Source organism: Pseudomonas pichavaramensis, assembly GCF_050473265.1.
In the GTDB taxonomy this organism is placed as follows: domain Bacteria; phylum Pseudomonadota; class Gammaproteobacteria; order Pseudomonadales; family Pseudomonadaceae; genus Aquipseudomonas.
The window spans coordinates 629,703-647,846 of sequence record NZ_JBJKFJ010000001.1 but is presented as its reverse complement, the minus strand read 5'-3'; the positions used below and the strand labels follow the sequence as shown (position 1 = coordinate 647,846).

Below are 18,144 nucleotides of genomic sequence, written 5' to 3'. Positions count from 1 at the left end.
GGTCACTCCACAGCAATCGGACGCGGCTGGTCCGATGAGAAAAGTCGGCGGTGCTGCTGCACCGGCATGCGTTGGCGAATGGCCGCCTGTTCGGCGCCATCGCGCGAGGCCAGCAAAGCCGCCTCGCCCTGATCCTGTTCGGCCAGTACGGCGCCCCAGGGATCGATAATGGCCGAGTGGCCAAATGTCCAGCGTGGCCCGGGATGCTCACCGCCCTGCCCCGCTGCCAGGATGTAGCACTGCGTTTCGATCGCGCGGGCACGGGTCAGCACCTGCCAGTGTGCCGCGCCCGTCAGGGCCGTGAATGCTGCCGGCACGCTGATCAACTCGGCCCCGGCTTCACGCAACACCCCAAACAGCTCGGGGAAGCGCAGGTCGTAGCACACGCTCATACCCAGGCGACCGACCGGCGTATCCGCGACCACGATGCGCTCACCATGGGAAAAGTCGTCGGACTCACGATAACGGCCACGGTTGTCGGCCACGTCAACGTCAAACAGATGCAACTTGTCATATCGGGCGACTCGCTCGCCCTGGTCATCGATCAGCAGCGAGCAGGCGCGAGGTTTACCCTTGGCATCGTCATCCGGCGGTAACGGCAGCGTACCGGCCACGATCCATAACCTGAGGTCGCGAGCGGTCTGTTTCAACCACGGCAGGATCGGTCCCTCGCCTTCCACCTCGGCACGACCAATGGCGGCCAGGTCACGCCGCCCCATCGCCGCAAAGTTTTCCGGCAATACGGCCAGGCGCGCACCAGCTTGCGCGGCACGCTCCAGCAGATCACCTGCCTGGGCGAGATTGGCCTGCACATCAGCCTGGCTGACCATCTGTATCACTGCGAGATTCATGGGAACGCTCGTTGCCTGTCACCGTGACAGGGTACGCCAAGGCAGAGCTTCATTGCGGTTTCTCGAAGGGTTTGTCGAAACTGAGCTTGGGATCCTGCAACGGCCCGCTTATGTCGTACTGCACGCTGGCAAAGCGCGCCACCTTATCGCCCAATAATCTGTCGGCGACGAACAAGGCACCGCCGATGGCCGGCGCGCCGACGATCAGTGCAGCCAGTGGCAGGTTGTTGGTCAGTGGCAGCGTCACCAGCAGCTTGGCGTCGATACGCTCATTGCGCATATCCAGATTGCCATTGATTTCCAGATTGCTCGAAGGGCCGACCAGGGTGATCGGCTCCTGGGTGACGAATAGACCATCGCTCGCCTGCAAGTTGCCCTTGACCCGGTCATAACTGAGCCCCTTGCCCAGCAGGTCGGAGAAATCCAGACGCAGACGCCGCCCGATCGAGTTGAAATTGAGCAAGCCGAACACGCGCAATGCCTGCGCCGAACCTTGCACCTCGACGAACTGACCGTTACGCAATGACGGATCCAGATTGCCGGAGAAGCGTTTCAGCGAGAACCACGCCGGTGACCCCGGCCAATTGCCATCGGCATCCAGCCGGAAGCGCTCGCTGGTCACGCTTGGAGCGAAATCCCAGGCCTGCAGGACCTTGCTCAGATCCTCGCCCTGCAGACGCCCCTTGTACCAGCTGCGAACATTGCCCGGCGTACCGCGCCAGCCCCCGCTGCCACCGATCTTCAAGCCCTGCAGATCGAGATCGAGATCATCGAAACGCACGCCCTGCTCTTCAGGCCGCACCTTCAGCGACCAGGCACCGAGCACCTTGTCGCCACGCTCTACCCGTTCGATATTGATGTCCAGCGCAGGAATCTGCCGCGGATCGACGTCCGCCAGCGGATCGGGAGCATCGATGGCCTGCGTTGCTTCGGGGTTGGGCGCCGGCAGCCGTACGCGCTGCAAATCGATACGAATCGGCACACCTTCAGCATCGGCCAGCAAGACTCGGCCAGCGGCCAGCTCGCTGTCGAGCTGCAACGCCCAGGCCTGCCCTGCTCGCTCAAGCCCGACACGCAACTGTTCGACTTCCTGGCCGAAACCGCTGAAGCGGCCGATATCCAGTTGCGCGCTCTTGAACAGGCGCTGGCTCTCGGCATCCACCTTGACCGGATGACTCGTGGCGAGTTGCTTCCAGGCATCGAGATCCAGCTCTGCCAGTCGTCCGCGCACCCGCAATCCCTGACTGGTAGGCAAGCGTGCCGGCTCACCGCCAAGCACCAGTTCGCCACGGCCATCCGCGAGCGCCCCCGCTGGCGCCGCCAAAGCCAGGCTGGCAAGCCCCTTGTAGTCAGCCCAATAGCGCCGTTCTGCACCCGACAAAGTCATGCGCCAGTCGGCGTAGGCTTCCTGCTCCGCCGTCTTGCCGAATGGCTCGGGCAGAGCGACGGTCACACCACGCAGGTTGGAGTCGACACGCAGCTGGCTGTCGTCGCCGTCCAGGTTCAGGCGTAGGCGATAAGGCAGCAATCCACTCACGGGAAGCTTCTGTGGCCCGCCCAGCCACTGGCTGAGCGTTTCCACCTGGACCTGCCCACGCAGGTCGAACGCTGTTCTGGCCTTGCCGCGCGCGCCCTCGGCGATGATCTTGCCGCGCACCTGACGGCCGAACACCTCGGCACGCACATCCGGCGCACTCAATCCCGCAGCGCTGTTGAAACGAAAGGCGCCCTGTACCTTGCTCAGCTGCAAATCGGGATTGGGTAGTTTGAGACTGGCGCCTTCGGTGGCGAAGTCCACCACCACGCCCGGCGCATCGCCCTTGTGCAGTGGGATATCCAGCTGCAGGCGGCCTGCCAGCGGCCCCTCGCCCTGCCAGCCAGCGAAAATCTCCTGCGTGCCCAGCGGCGCTTCCTGCAGCAGCTTGATCGCATCGCCCAGGCTGCTCTGTACATCGCCGTTGAGGTACAGGTGTGGTGCCTTGCCATCATGCAGCAGGGGGATATTGGCCGTAACGTCCGTGACCTGGCTGTCGAGCAAACGCCCCTGTTGCAGGCGTACACGCACGGCATCGTCCTCGATCAGCACCTCGCCAACGCCCTCGCGCAGCGACGGCCAGCCCGGCTGGAAGGCCAGCTCGGCGTCTTTGACCTTGAAGAACAGACTGAGGCTGCGAGCGCCCAGCGGCGCGCCCTTTTTCAGCGAACCCTGATACTGGAAGTAGCCTTCCTCGACATGACCAGCGCGTATCGCCGTCTTCAGCCAATGACTCAACTCCGGGCTCATGCCCGGCGCGCGGGTCGGCAGGTATTTCTCGGTGTAGGCGGCATCACCATCACGCATGCCGACACGCAGATCCATGTAACTCTCGGCTTCCGGATCGCGCATCAGGCGAATCAGCATATCGCCGGCGATCTGACCTTCTTCGCCATCCACCCGCATGTAGGGACTGGCCAGACTCAGACCAGCGTCGCTCCACTGCCATTGCAGTCGGGCCTGGGCATGGCGATAACGCCATGGCTGCGGAAACAGGTGATCCAGATGCAGCGCGAAATCATCGCTGTCGAGGCGCAGCTCCCCCTGGAACAGGTTGCCACTGATACTGCCACTGACGTTCTCCGCCGCCGGAGCACCGTGATAGGCCGAGAACCCAATGCGCTCCAGGTTGGCGGCGAAGCGCAAGCGCTCGGCCCCTTCGGTCTGTGGCGCATAATCGAGCGTCAGGTTGCTCACCACACCCACCGGAGCCACGGCCCGCAATGCCTCTTTCACAGCGTCGGGCATCGGCGCCAGGGCCTGCACCAGCGGCGCCCAGGCCGCCAGATCAAGGCGGTCGGCGGCCAGTGCCCAATGCTGGACGGCCTCGGCATGGCTCTGCGCAAGCGTCATATGCAGCTCACCGATGCGCTGCTCGCCATGCGTCAGTGCCAGTGAGTCGACCTGCGCCTGCATGCCGTCCTCGCCTTGCTGAAAAAACGCATTGAACGCCAGATCATCGAGACTGACGTCTTCACGCTCGGCATAACCACCGACCACCTGCGGCGCGTGCAGGCGCAGCGCGCCCTTCTGCGGAACCAGCCCCCGCGCATCGAGCCAGAGCTCGCCACCGGCCTGCAGGCGGGCCAGACGCCAGTCGCCAAGCAGGCCCTTCGGCAACCAGCTTGCCCAGTCACTCTGCGGCAAACTCAGATAGAGCTGCGATTGCACCTCACGCCAGTTGCTCGGCTGCATGCGTGTACGCAGACGCAGCGCTACCGGCTGACCATCCGGTAACAGCAGACGACCATCGAGACGCTGCGTGTTGCTGCCATAACGCAGGCTCAGATTGACGTAGCTGAGCAGCACCGGTTCCTGCCCCTGAGGCTGCAGCACAACGCGGCTGTCGAACAGGCCGATGCGATGCACCATCTGCAACTGCCTCAGTATCTGCTCGACGTCCAGCTTGCGCTCGCTGCGCTGTGGCCAGCCCTGCAAATGCCAGGCGCCCTCGGCACTCTGCTGCAAATTCAGTTGCAGGCCGTCGAACTGCAGGTGAGCGACGCGCGGCTGACGTGCCAGCAGGCTGCCCGCAACATCCGGCACCAGTTGCACGCGCTCCAGGCTCAGCCCCTCGCCCTCAGCGCCCAGACGAACATCCTGCGCCACCAGCACCGGCGAGAAGCCCTGCCAGCGCCCTTCCAGGCGGCCAATTCGCACCGGCACACCCAACTGAGCAGAGGCACGGTCCTCCAGCTCCAGGCGATACTCGGCGACCATCGGCACCAGCTCGCGCCCCAGGCTAACGTATAAAGCGGCCAATACCAGCAGCGCGGCACAGATGCCCAGGCCCCAGCGCAGCAAGGCCGTGAACAGGCGTGCCAGCCGATTCACTTCAGCATTCCCGGTGCTCAGAGCAGCACCACATCGTACTGTTCCTGGGAGTACATGCTTTCCACCTGGAACTTGATGGTGCGCCCGATGAAGGCTTCCAGATCGGCGACGTTGCCCGACTCTTCATCGAGCAGGCGGTCGACCACCTTCTGGTTGGCCAGCACACGGTAGCTTTCTGCCTGATAGGCACGCGCCTCACGCAGAATCTCGCGGAAGATCTCGTAGCAGATGGTCTCCGGCGTTTTCAGCTTGCCGCGCCCCTGGCACGCGCTGCACGGCTCGCAGAGGATCTGCTCGAGGCTCTCGCGGGTGCGCTTGCGGGTCATCTGCACCAGGCCCAGCTCGGTGATGCCGATGATGTTGGTCTTGGCGTGATCACGCTCGAGCTGCTTCTCCAGGGTGCGCAGCACCTGGCGCTGATGCTCTTCGTCCTCCATGTCGATGAAGTCGATGATGATGATCCCGCCCATGTTGCGCAGACGCATCTGCCGGGCGATGGCGGTGGCCGCTTCGAGATTGGTCTTGAAGATGGTCTCTTCGAGGGTACGGTGACCGACGAAGGCGCCTGTGTTGACGTCGATGGTGGTCATCGCTTCGGCCGGATCGACCACCAGATAGCCGCCGGACTTCAGCGGCACCTTGCGCTCCAAGGCACGCTGAATTTCGTCCTCGACACCGTACAGGTCGAATATCGGCCGCTCCCCGGGATAGTGTTCGAGGCGATCGGCGATCTCCGGCATCAGCTCGGCGACGAACTGAGTGATCTTCTGGAACGTCTCGCGCGAGTCCACGCGGATCTTCTCGGTACGTGGACTGACCAGATCACGCAGGGTGCGCAGCGCCAGGGACAGGTCCTCGTAGATCACCACCGGCGCCTTGGCGTTCTGGATCTGCGCACCGATCTGATCCCAAAGCCGGCGCAGGTAGCGAATATCGATGAGAATCTCGTCGGCACCGGCACCTTCTGCTGCCGTGCGCAAGATGAAACCGCCCGCTTCCTCGATGCCCTCGGCGGCCACGCAGTCGGCTACCACCTGCTTGAGACGCTCGCGTTCGGCTTCGTCCTCGATCTTCAGGGAAATACCGACATGACTGGTACGCGGCATGTACACCAGATAACGCGAGGGAATCGACAGTTGCGTGGTCAGGCGCGCGCCCTTGCTGCCGATGGGGTCCTTGGTGACCTGCACCACCAGACTCTGGCCTTCATGCACCAAAGCGCTGATCGGCTCGATCGCCGAGCCCTCGCGGGTGGAAATCTCCGAGGCATGAATGAACGCCGCGCGCTCCAGGCCAATGTCGACGAAGGCCGCCTGCATGCCCGGCAGCACGCGTACCACCTTGCCTTTGTAGATGTTGCCGACGATGCCGCGCTTTTGCGTGCGTTCGACATGCACTTCCTGCAGCACGCCGTTTTCCACCACGGCCACACGCGATTCCATCGGCGTGATGTTGATCAGAATCTCTTCGCTCATGCATCCATCCTGGTGATCATGCCGGTCGGACCCAAACGCCGCCCGCGGACTCAAGCTTTCGTCTGGGACTGCCAACAGGCAATCCCGAACTGGCCAAGCATTTCGGCAGTTTCGCACAATGGCAACCCCACCACCGCCGAATAGCTGCCCTCCAGCCGGCTGACGAACACCGCCGCCAGGCCCTGAATACCATAACTTCCAGCCTTGTCGCAGGGCTCGCCGCTGGCCCAGTAGGCTGCGATCTCCGCCTCGCTGAGCGCACGGAAACTCACTTCGCTGCTCACCACTTTCGATATCTCACGCCCGGCACCGACCACTGCCACAGCGGTCATGACCTGGTGACTGCGACCGGACAGGCTCAGCAGCATGTCACGCGAGTCGGCGAAGTCTGCCGGCTTGCCGAGAATCCGCCCATCGAGCACAACGGCCGTGTCTGCACCCAGCACCACGGCGTCGGCAGGCTCACCCAGAGCACGCAGCCCGGCTCGCGCCTTTTCCAGAGCCAGGCGCTCTACATAGACTGCAGCAGGCTCGCCCGGCAACGGGCTTTCATCTATCGAGGCAATTTGCGTGACACAAGGCACAGCGATCTGCGCCAGCAGTTCACGCCGACGAGGTGAAGCGGAGGCCAGAAACAGCTCGGCCATGCGGGTATCTCCGTTGACGAACCGCGACCAGCTGCAAAGCGGGTCGCGTTCAGTTGACGTTGAGGCGCAGGTGCAGACCACGCAGGATGGCGCAGATCCACGGCCACAGCAGCGCACTGACCAGCGCCGGCAGGATGAAGGCAAGCGTGGGCGGACGGCTACCGGTCAGGGCATTGAGCCACAGCTGTACCAGCTGAGCCAGACCGAAGACGACCATCAACACCATGCTCTGCTGCCACATGGGGAACATGCGCAGGCGCTGGTGCAGGCTCAGCACCAGAAAGGTGATCAATGTCAGGATCAGGGCATTCTGCCCAAGCAAGGTGCCGAACAGCACGTCCTGCGCCAAACCCAGAATCCATGCGGTGGTCATGCCGACGCGCTGCGGCAGGGCCAACACCCAGTAGGTCAGCACCAGCGCGACCCACAGCGGACGACCGATCTGCATGAACTCGGGCAGCGGTGAAACACTGAGCAACAAACCCAGCGCGAGGCTGAACCAGATCACCCAGCCATTACGACCCACCATCAGTTCGCCTCCTGTACGGCAGCATCCGCAGCCGGCGCATGTTCTGCCGGGGCTGGCTCAGCCTGCTCACGCGCCTGTTCAGCCTGGCGATCCGCAGCTTCCTGCGCTTCAGCAGAGTCATTGGCGCGCTGCTCCGGCGTACGCCGATCAGAAAACACCAGCAGCAGGTAGCGGCTGCGATTGAGCGCTGCGGTCGGTACCGCACGGACGATGGCAAACGGCTGACCGGAGTCGTGGACCACTTCCTTGACCGTGGCCACCGGGTAACCGGCCGGAAAACGCTGGCCCATGCCGGAACTGACCAGCAGATCGCCTTCCTTGATGTCCGCGGTATCAGCGACGTGGCGCAGCTCGAGACGCTCGGGGTTACCGGTGCCCACGGCGATGGCGCGCAGGCCATTGCGATTGACCTGCACCGGGATGCTATGGGTGTTGTCGGTGAGCAGCAGCACCCGCGAGGTATAGGGCATGATCTCGACCACCTGCCCCATCAGACCACGGGCATCGAGTACCGGCTGACCAAGGAACACCCCGTCCTTCTCACCTTTGTCGATCAGGATGCGGTGGGTGTAGGGGTTCGGGTCGACACCGATCAGTTCACTGACCAGCACCTCGTCGTCCACCAGCGCTGCGGAGTTGAGCAACTCGCGCAGACGCACGTTCTGCTCGGTTAGGGCCGCCAGTTTCTGCAGGCGACGCTGCAGCAGCAGCGCCTCGGCCTGAAGTTTCTCGTTCTCGGCCATCAGCTCGCTACGTGAGGAAATCTGCTGGGTCGCGCCGTCCCAGGCGCGCACTGGCAAATCTGCCATCCAGTAGAACGGTGTCAACACCAGGCCCATCTGACTGCGCAGCGGCTTGAGCGCCTCGAAACGCGCATCCACGACCATCAGTGCGGCCGATAGCACGGCCAGCACCAACAGGCGCATGCCCAGCGAAGGACCTTTGGCGAAGAGCGGCTTAATGACCGGCTCCTTGTGCGCCACGAGGGCGGAAAGCGCGCGAATTCATGCGAGATGCAAACAGTTCTGGCTAAGGTTGGGGCGAGTGTACTGCAATGCTCGAATATGCGCGTGCCGCCCGTAGGCGGCACGACAGCAAGCCAAGCGAGGAGCGCTTACTCGGTGGAGAGCAGGTCCATGGCATGGCGGTCCATCATTTCCAGCGCCTTGCCGCCGCCGCGAGCGACGCAGGTCAGCGGGTCTTCGGCGACGATCACCGGCAGGCCGGTTTCCTGGCTCAGCAGTTTGTCGAGGTCGCGCAGTAGCGCACCACCACCGGTCAGTACCAGACCACGCTCGGCGATGTCCGAAGCCAGCTCGGGCGGCGACTGCTCCAGCGCGCTCTTGACCGCCTGGACGATGGTCGCCAGGGATTCCTGCAGCGCTTCGAGCACTTCATTGGAGTTGAGAGTGAAGCTGCGCGGCACGCCTTCGGCCAGGTTGCGGCCGCGTACGTCGACTTCACGGATCTCGCCACCCGGGTAGGCGGTGCCGATTTCCTGCTTGATGCGCTCGGCGGTGCCTTCACCAATCAGCGAGCCGTAGTTGCGGCGCACGTAGGTGATGATGGCTTCGTCGAAACGGTCGCCACCGACGCGGACGGACTCGGCGTAAACCACACCGTTGAGGGAGATCAGCGCGATCTCGGTGGTACCACCGCCGATGTCGACAACCATCGAACCGCGGGCTTCTTCCACCGGCAGGCCGGCACCGATGGCGGCGGCCATCGGCTCTTCGATCAGGAACACTTCACGGGCACCGGCGCCCAGCGCGGATTCACGGATGGCACGGCGCTCGACCTGAGTCGATTTGCACGGTACGCAGATCAGCACGCGCGGCGACGGCTGCAGGAAGCTGTTTTCGTGCACCTTGTTGATGAAGTACTGCAGCATCTTCTCGCAGACGCTGAAATCGGCGATCACGCCATCCTTCATCGGGCGGATGGCGGAGATGTTACCGGGCGTACGGCCGAGCATGCGCTTGGCCTCGGTACCGACGGCGACGACGCTCTTCTGGTTGCCGTGGGTGCGGATGGCGACCACGGACGGTTCATTCAGGACAATACCGCGCTCGCGCACATAAATAAGGGTATTGGCAGTTCCCAGGTCGATGGACAGATCGCTGGAAAACATGCCACGCAGTTTCTTGAACATTAGGAAGTGACCCTAGGCAACGCGTGGGTAAAAGATCGAACGCGGAAAACGCGCAGGTAAAAAGTGCGGCAAACTCTATCAACGGCAGGGATTTTGAGCAAGGCGGCAATATGGTAGATTGCCTGTTTTTCCGGGCCTTGTAGCTGCACATAGCGGCCTTTGACCGCTGGCTCGTGACATCCGTTCCCTGCAGCCAACGCCGCATGGCCGAGCTCAGCAATTTGTAGACACCCGCCAACTCCCACTTCCCCTGGAGACTCCCCGATGGCGCTTGAACGCTCCGAGGTGGAAAAGATCGCCCACCTGGCCCGCCTGGGCCTGAATGAAGGCGATATTCCGCAAACCACCGAGACCCTGAACAACATCCTCGGCCTGATCGACCAGATGCAGGCGGTCGACACCCAGGGCATCGAGCCCCTGGCTCACCCGCTGGAAGCCACGCAGCGCCTGCGCGCCGACGTCGCCACCGAAAGCAACCAGCGCGACGCCTACCAGGCCGTTGCACCGGCTGTGGAAAGCGGTCTGTACCTCGTGCCGAAAGTCATCGAATAAAGGAAAGGGCTGACATGCATCAACTGACCCTGGCCGAGATCGCCAAGGGCCTCGAGGCCAAGCAATTCTCCGCCGAAGAACTGACCCGCAGTCTGCTGGCGCGCATCGAACAACTCGATCCGCAGCTCAACAGCTTCATCACCGTTACCCCCGAGCAGGCCGTCGCCCAGGCCCAGGCCGCCGACGCCCGTCGCGCCGCTGGCGAGAACGGCGCCCTGCTCGGCGCGCCGATCGCGCACAAGGACCTGTTCTGCACCGAAGGCGTGCTGACCACCTGCGCCTCGAAGATCCTCCAGGGCTTCAAAGCGCCGTACAACGCCACCGTGGTCGAGAAACTGGCCGCCGCCGGCACTGTGACCCTCGGCAAGCTGAACATGGACGAATTCGCCATGGGTTCGGCCAACGAATCCAGCCACTACGGCGCGGTGAAGAACCCCTGGGACACCAACCGTGTACCGGGCGGTTCCTCGGGTGGTTCGGCTGCGGCAGTGGCCGCGCGCCTGCTGCCGGCTGCCACCGGCACCGACACCGGCGGTTCGATCCGCCAGCCGGCGGCGCTGACCAACCTCACCGGGATCAAGCCGACCTACGGCCGCGTCTCGCGCTGGGGCATGATTGCCTACGCCTCCAGCCTCGATCAGGGCGGCCCGCTGGCCCGCACCGCCGAGGACTGCGCGCTGCTGCTCGGCGCCATGGCCGGTTTCGATGCCAAGGATTCCACCTCGGTCGAGCAGCCGGTGGACGACTACCTGGCCGCCCTCGCCCAGCCGCTGGCCGGCCTGCGTATCGGCCTGCCGAAGGAATACTTCGGCGCCGGCCTCGACGCCCGTATCGGCGAGAAGGTGCTGGCCGTGGTCGAAGAGCTGAAGAAGCTCGGCGCCACCGTCAAGGACATCAGCCTGCCCAACCTGCAGCACGCGATCCCGGCCTACTACGTGATCGCCCCGGCCGAGGCCAGCTCCAACCTGTCGCGCTTCGACGGCGTGCGCTTCGGCTACCGCTGCGAGAACCCGGTCAACCTCGAAGACCTGTACAAGCGTTCGCGCGGCGAAGGATTCGGTGCGGAAGTCAAACGGCGCATCATGGTCGGTACCTACGCGCTGTCGGCCGGCTACTACGACGCCTACTACATCAAGGCGCAGCAGATCCGCCGCCTGATCAAGAACGACTTCGTCGCCGCCTTCAATGACGTCGATGTGATCCTCGGCCCGACCACGCCGAACCTGGCGTGGAAACTCGGCGAAAAAGGCGGCGACCCGGTGTCGGCCTACCTCGAGGACATCTACACCATCACCGCCAACCTCGCCGGCATCCCCGGCCTTTCGATGCCAGCCGGCTTCGTCGATGGCCTGCCGGTGGGCGTGCAGCTGCTCGGCAACTACTTCCAGGAAGGCCGTCTGCTCAACATCGCCCACCAGTACCAGCAGGTCACTGACTGGCACACCCAAGCACCGACTGGTTTCTGAGGAATAGACAGATGCAATGGGAAACCGTGATCGGGCTGGAAATCCACGCCCAGCTCAGCACCCAATCGAAGATCTTCTCGGCCAGCGCCACCACCTTCGGCGCCGAGCCCAACACCCAGGCCAGCCTGGTTGACCTCGGCATGCCCGGCACCCTGCCGGTGCTCAATGCCGAAGCGGTGCGCATGGCCTGCATGTTCGGCCTGGCGATCGACGCTGAGATCGGCGAGCGCAACGTCTTCGCGCGCAAGAACTACTTCTACCCGGACCTGCCCAAGGGCTACCAGACCAGCCAGATGGATCACCCCATCGTCGGCAAGGGCCACCTGGACATCACCCTCGAAGACGGCACCGTCAAGCGCATCGGCATCACCCGCGCGCACCTGGAAGAAGACGCCGGCAAGAGCCTGCACGAAGACTTCCACGGCATGAGCGGCATCGACCTCAACCGTGCCGGTACGCCGCTGCTGGAAATCGTCTCCGAGCCGGACATCCGTTCGGCCAAGGAAGCGGTCGCCTACGTCAAGTCGATTCACGCCCTGGTGCGCTACCTCGGCATCTGCGACGGCAACATGGCCGAAGGCTCGCTGCGTTGCGACTGCAACGTGTCGGTACGCCCGAAAGGCCAGGAAGCCTTCGGCACCCGCGCCGAGATCAAGAACGTCAACTCGTTCCGCTTCATCGAAAAAGCCATCAACCACGAGATTCAGCGGCAGATCGAGCTGATCGAGGACGGTGGCAAGGTGGTGCAGGAAACCCGCCTGTACGACCCGAACAAGGACGAGACGCGCTCCATGCGCGGCAAGGAAGAAGCCAACGACTACCGTTACTTCCCCTGCCCGGACCTGCTGCCGGTGGTCATCGAACGCAGCTTCCTCAACGACCTGCATGGCCAGCTGCCGGAACTGCCGGTGCAGAAGCGCGAGCGCTTCGAGAGCCAGTTCGGCCTGTCCGCCTACGACGCCAGCGTGCTGAGCGCCAGCCGCGAGCTGGCCGACTACTTCGAAGCGGCCTGCCAGACCTGCTCCGATGCCAAGCTGTCGGCCAACTGGGTGATGGGCGAGCTGTCCAGCCTGCTGAATAAAGAAGGTCTGGAAATCGAACAGTCGCCGGTTTCCGCCGCGCAATTGGGCGGCATGATCCTGCGCATCAAGGACAACACCATCAGCGGCAAGATCGCCAAGATGGTCTTCGAAGCCCTGGCCGCCGGTGAAGGCACCACGGCCGACGAGGTGATCGAGAAGAAGGGCCTCAAGCAGGTCACCGACTCCGGCGCCATCGAGGCGATGCTCGACGAAGTGCTGGCGGCCAACGCTGAGCAGCTCGAACAGTACCGCGCGGCAGATGAAGCCAAGCGCGGCAAGATGTTCGGCTTCTTCGTCGGCCAGGCCATGAAGGCCTCCAAGGGCAAGGCCAACCCGGGCCAAGTGAACCAACTGCTGAAGAAAAAGCTCGAAGGCTGAGCCTCGACCCACCGAAACGACGCCGGGCTTGCCCGGCGTCTTTCTATCTGGAGACACCGCGATGATGACCCGTAGCCCGGATGCAATCCGCGAAACCGCTACGTCCCGGATTGCATCCGGGCTACAGACCTGCGCCTTGCTCGGCGCACTGGCCCTGCTTGGCGGCTGTTCGACCTTCGGCGGCGGTGGCAGCAGCGAAACCGGCAAGGCCTCTTATTACGCCCAGGCGCACCATGGCAAGCGCACTGCCAGCGGCGAACGTTTCGATCAGAACGCCCTGACCGCCGCACATCGCACCCTGCCGTTCGGCACCCGGGTACGGGTCACCAACCTGAACAATGAACGTAGCGTCGTATTGCGCATCAATGATCGTGGCCCCTTCGTTCGCGGCCGCGTGATCGACGTTTCACGTGCTGCAGCCGAGCGCCTGGACATGCTACGTGCAGGCGTGGTGCCGGTTCGGATCGAGCCGTTGGACTGACCAACAATTGGCAACAAATACCTTTCCTTGCCTCTGGCAGTCATCAACGCCATCGCTACACTAGCCGCACTTTTTCCGGAGCTTTACTGCAATGACCCTGATGACCTTTGTCTACCTGATCGCCGGCCTGGTGTTGCTGGTCGCCGGCGCAGAAGTGCTGGTACGCGGCGCCGCCAAACTGGCCGCACAGTTTGGCATTCCACCGCTGGTGATCGGCCTGACCGTGGTGGCCTTTGGCACCAGCGCCCCGGAAACTGCAGTCAGCGTGCAATCGGCGTTCAACGGTAGCGGCGACCTGGCCATCGGCAACGTGATCGGCAGCAACATCGCCAACGTCCTGCTGATACTCGGCGTCACCGCATTGGTGGCACCGCTGATCGTCTCGCGCCAGCTGATCCGCCTCGACGTGCCGATCATGATCGGCGCCAGCCTGGTGGTCTACGGCCTGGGTTGGGATGGCGAACTGAGCCGCCTGGACGGCGCCCTGCTGTTCGCCGGCGTACTGACCTATACCGCGTTCCTGATCTACAGCAGCCGCAAGGACAAAGGTAGCGATGACGACGAGTTCGCCAAGGAGTTCGGCCTCGACGAGCCAGCCAAACCTTACGCCTGGGCGGTGAACCTCGGCTTGCTGATCGCCGGTCTGGTGCTGCTGGTCGGCGGCTCCAACCTGCTGGTCGAAGGCGCCGTGCAACTGGCGCGCGCCCTCGGTCTGTCGGAACTGGTAATCGGCCTGACCGTGATCGCCATCGGCACCTCGCTGCCGGAGCTGGCCACCTCGATCATCGCCGCCTTCAAGGGCGAGCGCGACATCGCCGTGGGCAACATCGTTGGCAGCAACATCTTCAACCTGCTGTGCGTACTGGGCCTGGCCTCGCTGGTCTCGCCAAACGCCATTCCGGTGGCCGCCAATGCGCTGGCCTTCGACTTCCCGGTCATGATCGCTGTGGCCATCGCCTGCCTGCCGATCTTCTTCAGCGGCTACCGCATCAATCGTTGGGAAGGTCTGCTGTTCGTTGCCTATTACGTGGCCTACACCCTGTATCTGGTGTTGTTCGCCACCGGCCGCCCCATAGCCGATAGTTTTGGTGATGCGATGATCGGCTACGCCCTGCCGCTGACCGCCATCACGCTGGCAATCATCGGTGCACGTGCCTGGCACAAGCAACGCGGCCAGGAGATCTGAACATGAGCGAACACCACGAGCGTGGCCTGCAGGTACGCCGCGAAGTCATGGGCGAAGCGATCGTCGACCAGGCCCTGAGCGATGCTCCCGAGTTCAGCCAGCCCATGCAGGCGTTCATCAACGAGCATGCCTGGGGCGGTGTTTGGACACGCAGCGGTTTGCCGCGTGCGACCCGCAGCCTGATCACCCTAGCGGCACTTACCGCCCTCAAGTGCCCGCACGAACTAAAGGGGCACGTGCGCGGCGCGCTGAACAACGGTTGTACCGTTGAAGAAATTCGCGAAACCCTGCTGCATTGTGCGGTATATGCCGGAGCACCGGCGTGCATGGAAGCCTTTCGCGCCGCCCAGGAAGTGATCGACGAATATCAGCGCAACAGCTGAAATGCCCCGCGCCTGCCGCCCTCACGGTCGGCGCGCCTGATTCGTCCTCAGATCCAGCCGCCCCATTGCAACAGCAGCAGACCGACATTGGTGGTAACGACCGCCGCCAGTGTGGTGATGACGATGATGGCCGCTGCCAGCTCATGATTGGCGCCAACCGCGCGGGCCATGACGAAACTGGCCGCCGCCGTCGGGCTGGCGAAGTACAGAAAGAGGATCGCCAGATCCGCTCCGCGGAAACCGCAAAGCCATGCGCCCAGCGTGCTCAGCAAGGGCAACCAGACCATTTTCATCAACCCCGAGCCTATTGCAGTGCCGCTGCTGCGCTGCAAGGAAGCCAGGCTCAGAGTGCCGCCAATGCAGATCAGTGCCAGCGGCAGAGTCATCTGCGCGAAGTACTCTGCCGAGGTCAGCAACCACTGCGGCAGCGGTATTTTCCAGTAGGCGAAGGGCACCGCCAGCAGCACGCCGATGATCATCGGATTGGTGACGATACTGCGCGCAATGGCCTTGGGCCCGGTCTTCGCGCCAGGGCTGTAAATGGCCAGAACCATCGCAGACAGCGCGTTGTAACAGAGGATCACCAGCGCAGCGAGCACGGAGCCGAGCGACAGGCCGTAGTCGCCATACATGCTGGTGGCCAGTGCCAACCCGACGATACCGTTGTTACCGCGGAAGGCGCCCTGGGTGTAGACGCCGCGATCGACGAAGGGCACACGCCAGACAGCCCAGCCCCAGGCCAGGAAGAACGCGCCCACTGTGGCGATCACGTAGTAGGTGAGCAGTTCCGGCTGCATGGCAGCATTGAGGTCGGCCTTGACCACGCCAAGAAATAGCAAGGTCGGCATGGTGCCGCGAAACACCAGACTCGAAGCGGTATCGATAAAGCCGCCGTCGATCCAGCGCACGCGCTTGAGCACCACACCGAGGAACAGCATGGCGAATACGGGCGCAGTAATGGCGAGGGTTTGTGCAGCGACGGCGAGCATGGACCACCAGCAAGGTTGTCTGACGACCTATGTTAGCTGGCTAAGCATCCAACGGCTACGGGCAATCGCCTGTGTTTCGGACGCCCCCGTAGCCCGGAGGCAATCCGGGACACTCCGCACCAGCTGTCCCGGGTTGCAGCCGGGCTAGACAGAGCTCAGCGGCGTACCGGACGCTTCTGCAGCTTGCGCTGCAGAGTACGGCGGTGCATGCCCAACGCCCGCGCGGTCGCGGAGATGTTGCCCTCGTGCTCGGCCAGTACGCGCTGGATGTGTTCCCACTGCAGGCGGTCCACCGACATCGGGTTTTCCGGCACCAGACTGTCCAGGTCGGCATGCTCGGAGAGCAATGCGGTCAGCACATCATCGGCGTCGGCCGGCTTGCACAGGTAGTTGGCAGCGCCGCGCTTGATCGCCTCCACGGCGGTGGCGATGCTCGAGTATCCGGTGAGAATCACCACGCGCATCTCGGCATCGAGTTCCAGCAGCTTGGGCAGCAGCACCAGACCGGAGTCGCCTTCCATTTTCAGATCGACCACCGCGTAGTCAGGCAGGTCTTCCTTGGCCAGCGCCAGGCCCTCTTCGGCGCTGGAGGCAGTGGACACACGCAGACCACGGCGGCTCATGGCGCGCGCCATGACTCGGGTGAACGTCGGGTCATCGTCGACCAGCAGCAGATGGGGATGCTCTTCACCTTCGAACAGGGTTTCTTCGCTCATGCTGGGTTTTCCTAGTCAGGCCACGCCATAGGCGCGCGGCAACTTCAATTCGGTAAGGGTGCCGCCCTCTTCATGGTTATACAACTTAACCGTACCACCAGCACGGGTCACGCTGGCCTGACTGAGAAACAGACCGAGACCGAAACCCTTGCCCTTGGTGGTGAAGAACGGCCGTCCCAGCTGTTCGGCGATGGCCAACGGTACACCGGCACCATGGTCGCGAATGCTCAGACGCAGCCATTGGTGATCCCAGTCCAGACGAATGTCGAGCTTGTCCGGGCAGGCATCGGCAGCATTGTTCAGCAGGTTGAGCAGCGCCTGGGTAAGGTCGGCCGGCGGCATGAGTCGCGGCGGCGTGCCACGGCCCAGGCATTGATAGCGATAGCTGGCCTCAGGGCGCATCAGATGCCAGCGATTGAGAGTGGTCTCCAGCCATTCGACGCTGGACTGCTCCACCACAGCCTGGCGTCGGTCGTTCTCGGCGGCGCGCACCAGTTGCTGCAGGGTGTACTTGCAGAGTTTCACCTGCTCCTGCAGCAGCGCCAGATCGTCCTGCAGAGCCGGTTTGTCGCGGTGTTCCTGCCGCAGCTCCTTGAGCAGCACACTCATGGTGGCCAACGGCGTGCCCAGTTCATGGGCGGCGCCGGCGGCCTGGGTGGCCACCGCCAGCAGTTGCTGATCACGCAGCCCTTCTTCGCGACGTTCGGCGCGCAATTCGTCCTGACGACGCAGTTCCTCGGCCATCTTGGCGACGAAAAAGGTAATAAGCGCCGCAGCCAGGGCAAAACTCAGCCACATGCCATAGACCAGCAGGCTCTCGCGCGCCGCCGGCAGCTCCAGCGGGTGCGTCCACACCAGCAGCAGGGTGTAGCCGGCCAACGCCAGCCCGGACAGCACGATGGTGAACAGCCACGGCAGAGTGGCGGCAGCAATGGTCAGCGGCACCAGGTAATAGGAGACGAAGGGATTGGTCGAACCGCCCGAGTAATACAGCAGCACGCTGTGGATGATCAGATCACAACCAAGCTGTACCGCGTACTCGACCTCGGTCACCGGCCAGGGGCCACGCAGGCGCAGAGCCGTTCCCAGACACAGCAGCAGGGAAATGCCGAGCGTGACCGATAACTGCAACCAGGGCAGCGGTAGTATTCCCGACTTGTAGGCGAGGCCCACGGAACCGGCCTGAGCGGCGAGCACGAGAATACGAATGAGGGTCAGGCGCCAGAGATTCTGGCGACTGGCGGACAGTAACTGCACAGGTTCGAGCATGGCGACTCCAGTCAATGGACGCGAGTATAACCAAGCCTGGCGCGGCCTTCCGCCGCTGCGGCAACCGGACGCAGACCTTTTCCCCGCCCTCACCCACATCGGAAAAATATGCACCGGATT

The 18,144-nt window shown here is 63.4% G+C and carries 16 protein-coding genes; 6 read left to right on the top strand and 10 right to left on the bottom strand.

The window, feature by feature from the left end; translation table 11 throughout:
* Positions 1-2 precede the first annotated feature (2 nt).
* The 7 genes from ACJRW5_RS02880 to mreB form a co-directional block, all read right to left on the bottom strand.
* On the bottom strand, positions 3-851 hold the full coding sequence (locus tag ACJRW5_RS02880; protein WP_484569017.1) for a carbon-nitrogen hydrolase family protein: 849 nt from the start codon (positions 849-851) through the stop codon (positions 3-5).
* A gap of 49 nt (positions 852-900) precedes the next feature.
* Complete coding sequence (locus ACJRW5_RS02875; protein ID WP_484569016.1) at positions 901-4,719, bottom strand: YhdP family protein; 3,819 nt, start codon at positions 4,717-4,719, stop codon at positions 901-903.
* 17 nt (positions 4,720-4,736) lie between these two features.
* Entirely contained in the window at positions 4,737-6,194 is a 1,458-nt protein-coding gene (gene rng, locus ACJRW5_RS02870; protein WP_484569015.1) for a ribonuclease G, read from the bottom strand.
* A gap of 50 nt (positions 6,195-6,244) precedes the next feature.
* Positions 6,245-6,841, bottom strand: a complete 597-nt coding sequence (locus tag ACJRW5_RS02865) for a Maf family protein (protein ID WP_484569014.1) — start codon at positions 6,839-6,841, stop codon at positions 6,245-6,247.
* 49 nt (positions 6,842-6,890) lie between these two features.
* Positions 6,891-7,370, bottom strand: coding sequence for a rod shape-determining protein MreD (gene mreD / locus ACJRW5_RS02860; protein WP_484569013.1), 480 nt, complete (start codon positions 7,368-7,370; stop codon positions 6,891-6,893).
* The gene (gene mreC, locus ACJRW5_RS02855) at positions 7,370-8,332 is read right to left on the bottom strand and encodes a rod shape-determining protein MreC (protein ID WP_484569144.1); all 963 of its coding nucleotides are present in this window, start codon (positions 8,330-8,332) and stop codon (positions 7,370-7,372) included. Before mreC ends, mreD begins: the two co-directional genes overlap by 1 nt.
* A gap of 152 nt (positions 8,333-8,484) precedes the next feature.
* Complete coding sequence (mreB, locus tag ACJRW5_RS02850; RefSeq protein WP_013714086.1) at positions 8,485-9,522, bottom strand: rod shape-determining protein MreB; 1,038 nt, start codon at positions 9,520-9,522, stop codon at positions 8,485-8,487.
* Between the two features lie 264 nt (positions 9,523-9,786).
* Between mreB and gatC the strand changes: the two genes are divergently transcribed.
* The 6 genes from gatC (at position 9,787) to ACJRW5_RS02820 (ending at position 15,050) form a co-directional block, all read left to right on the top strand.
* The gene (gene gatC, locus ACJRW5_RS02845; protein ID WP_484569012.1) at positions 9,787-10,074 is read left to right on the top strand and encodes an Asp-tRNA(Asn)/Glu-tRNA(Gln) amidotransferase subunit GatC; all 288 of its coding nucleotides are present in this window, start codon (positions 9,787-9,789) and stop codon (positions 10,072-10,074) included.
* 14 nt (positions 10,075-10,088) lie between these two features.
* Positions 10,089-11,540 (top strand): Asp-tRNA(Asn)/Glu-tRNA(Gln) amidotransferase subunit GatA, encoded by a 1,452-nt coding sequence (gene gatA / locus ACJRW5_RS02840; RefSeq protein ID WP_484569011.1) that lies wholly within the window; start codon positions 10,089-10,091, stop codon positions 11,538-11,540.
* 11 nt (positions 11,541-11,551) lie between these two features.
* A complete protein-coding gene (gatB, locus tag ACJRW5_RS02835) occupies positions 11,552-13,000 on the top strand; it encodes an Asp-tRNA(Asn)/Glu-tRNA(Gln) amidotransferase subunit GatB (protein WP_484569010.1) in 1,449 nt (482 codons plus the stop codon).
* A gap of 61 nt (positions 13,001-13,061) precedes the next feature.
* Positions 13,062-13,481, top strand: coding sequence for a septal ring lytic transglycosylase RlpA family protein (locus tag ACJRW5_RS02830; protein ID WP_484569009.1), 420 nt, complete (start codon positions 13,062-13,064; stop codon positions 13,479-13,481).
* Positions 13,482-13,572: 91 nt separating this feature from the next.
* Positions 13,573-14,667 carry a calcium/sodium antiporter gene (locus tag ACJRW5_RS02825; RefSeq protein ID WP_484569008.1) on the top strand — a complete coding sequence of 365 codons (1,095 nt, stop codon included), beginning with the start codon at positions 13,573-13,575 and terminating at the stop codon, positions 14,665-14,667.
* A 2-nt stretch (positions 14,668-14,669) separates the two neighbouring features.
* Complete coding sequence (locus tag ACJRW5_RS02820; protein WP_484569007.1) at positions 14,670-15,050, top strand: carboxymuconolactone decarboxylase family protein; 381 nt, start codon at positions 14,670-14,672, stop codon at positions 15,048-15,050.
* Between the two features lie 47 nt (positions 15,051-15,097).
* On the opposite strand, the gene ACJRW5_RS02815 is transcribed toward ACJRW5_RS02820, so the two are convergent.
* From ACJRW5_RS02815 to ACJRW5_RS02805, 3 genes are all read right to left on the bottom strand, one after another.
* Positions 15,098-16,039, bottom strand: coding sequence for an AEC family transporter (locus tag ACJRW5_RS02815; RefSeq protein ID WP_484569006.1), 942 nt, complete (start codon positions 16,037-16,039; stop codon positions 15,098-15,100).
* A 155-nt stretch (positions 16,040-16,194) separates the two neighbouring features.
* Positions 16,195-16,755, bottom strand: coding sequence for a response regulator transcription factor (locus ACJRW5_RS02810; protein WP_484569005.1), 561 nt, complete (start codon positions 16,753-16,755; stop codon positions 16,195-16,197).
* A gap of 15 nt (positions 16,756-16,770) precedes the next feature.
* Entirely contained in the window at positions 16,771-18,024 is a 1,254-nt protein-coding gene (locus ACJRW5_RS02805; RefSeq protein ID WP_484569004.1) for an ATP-binding protein, read from the bottom strand.
* Positions 18,025-18,144: the final 120 nt, after the last annotated feature.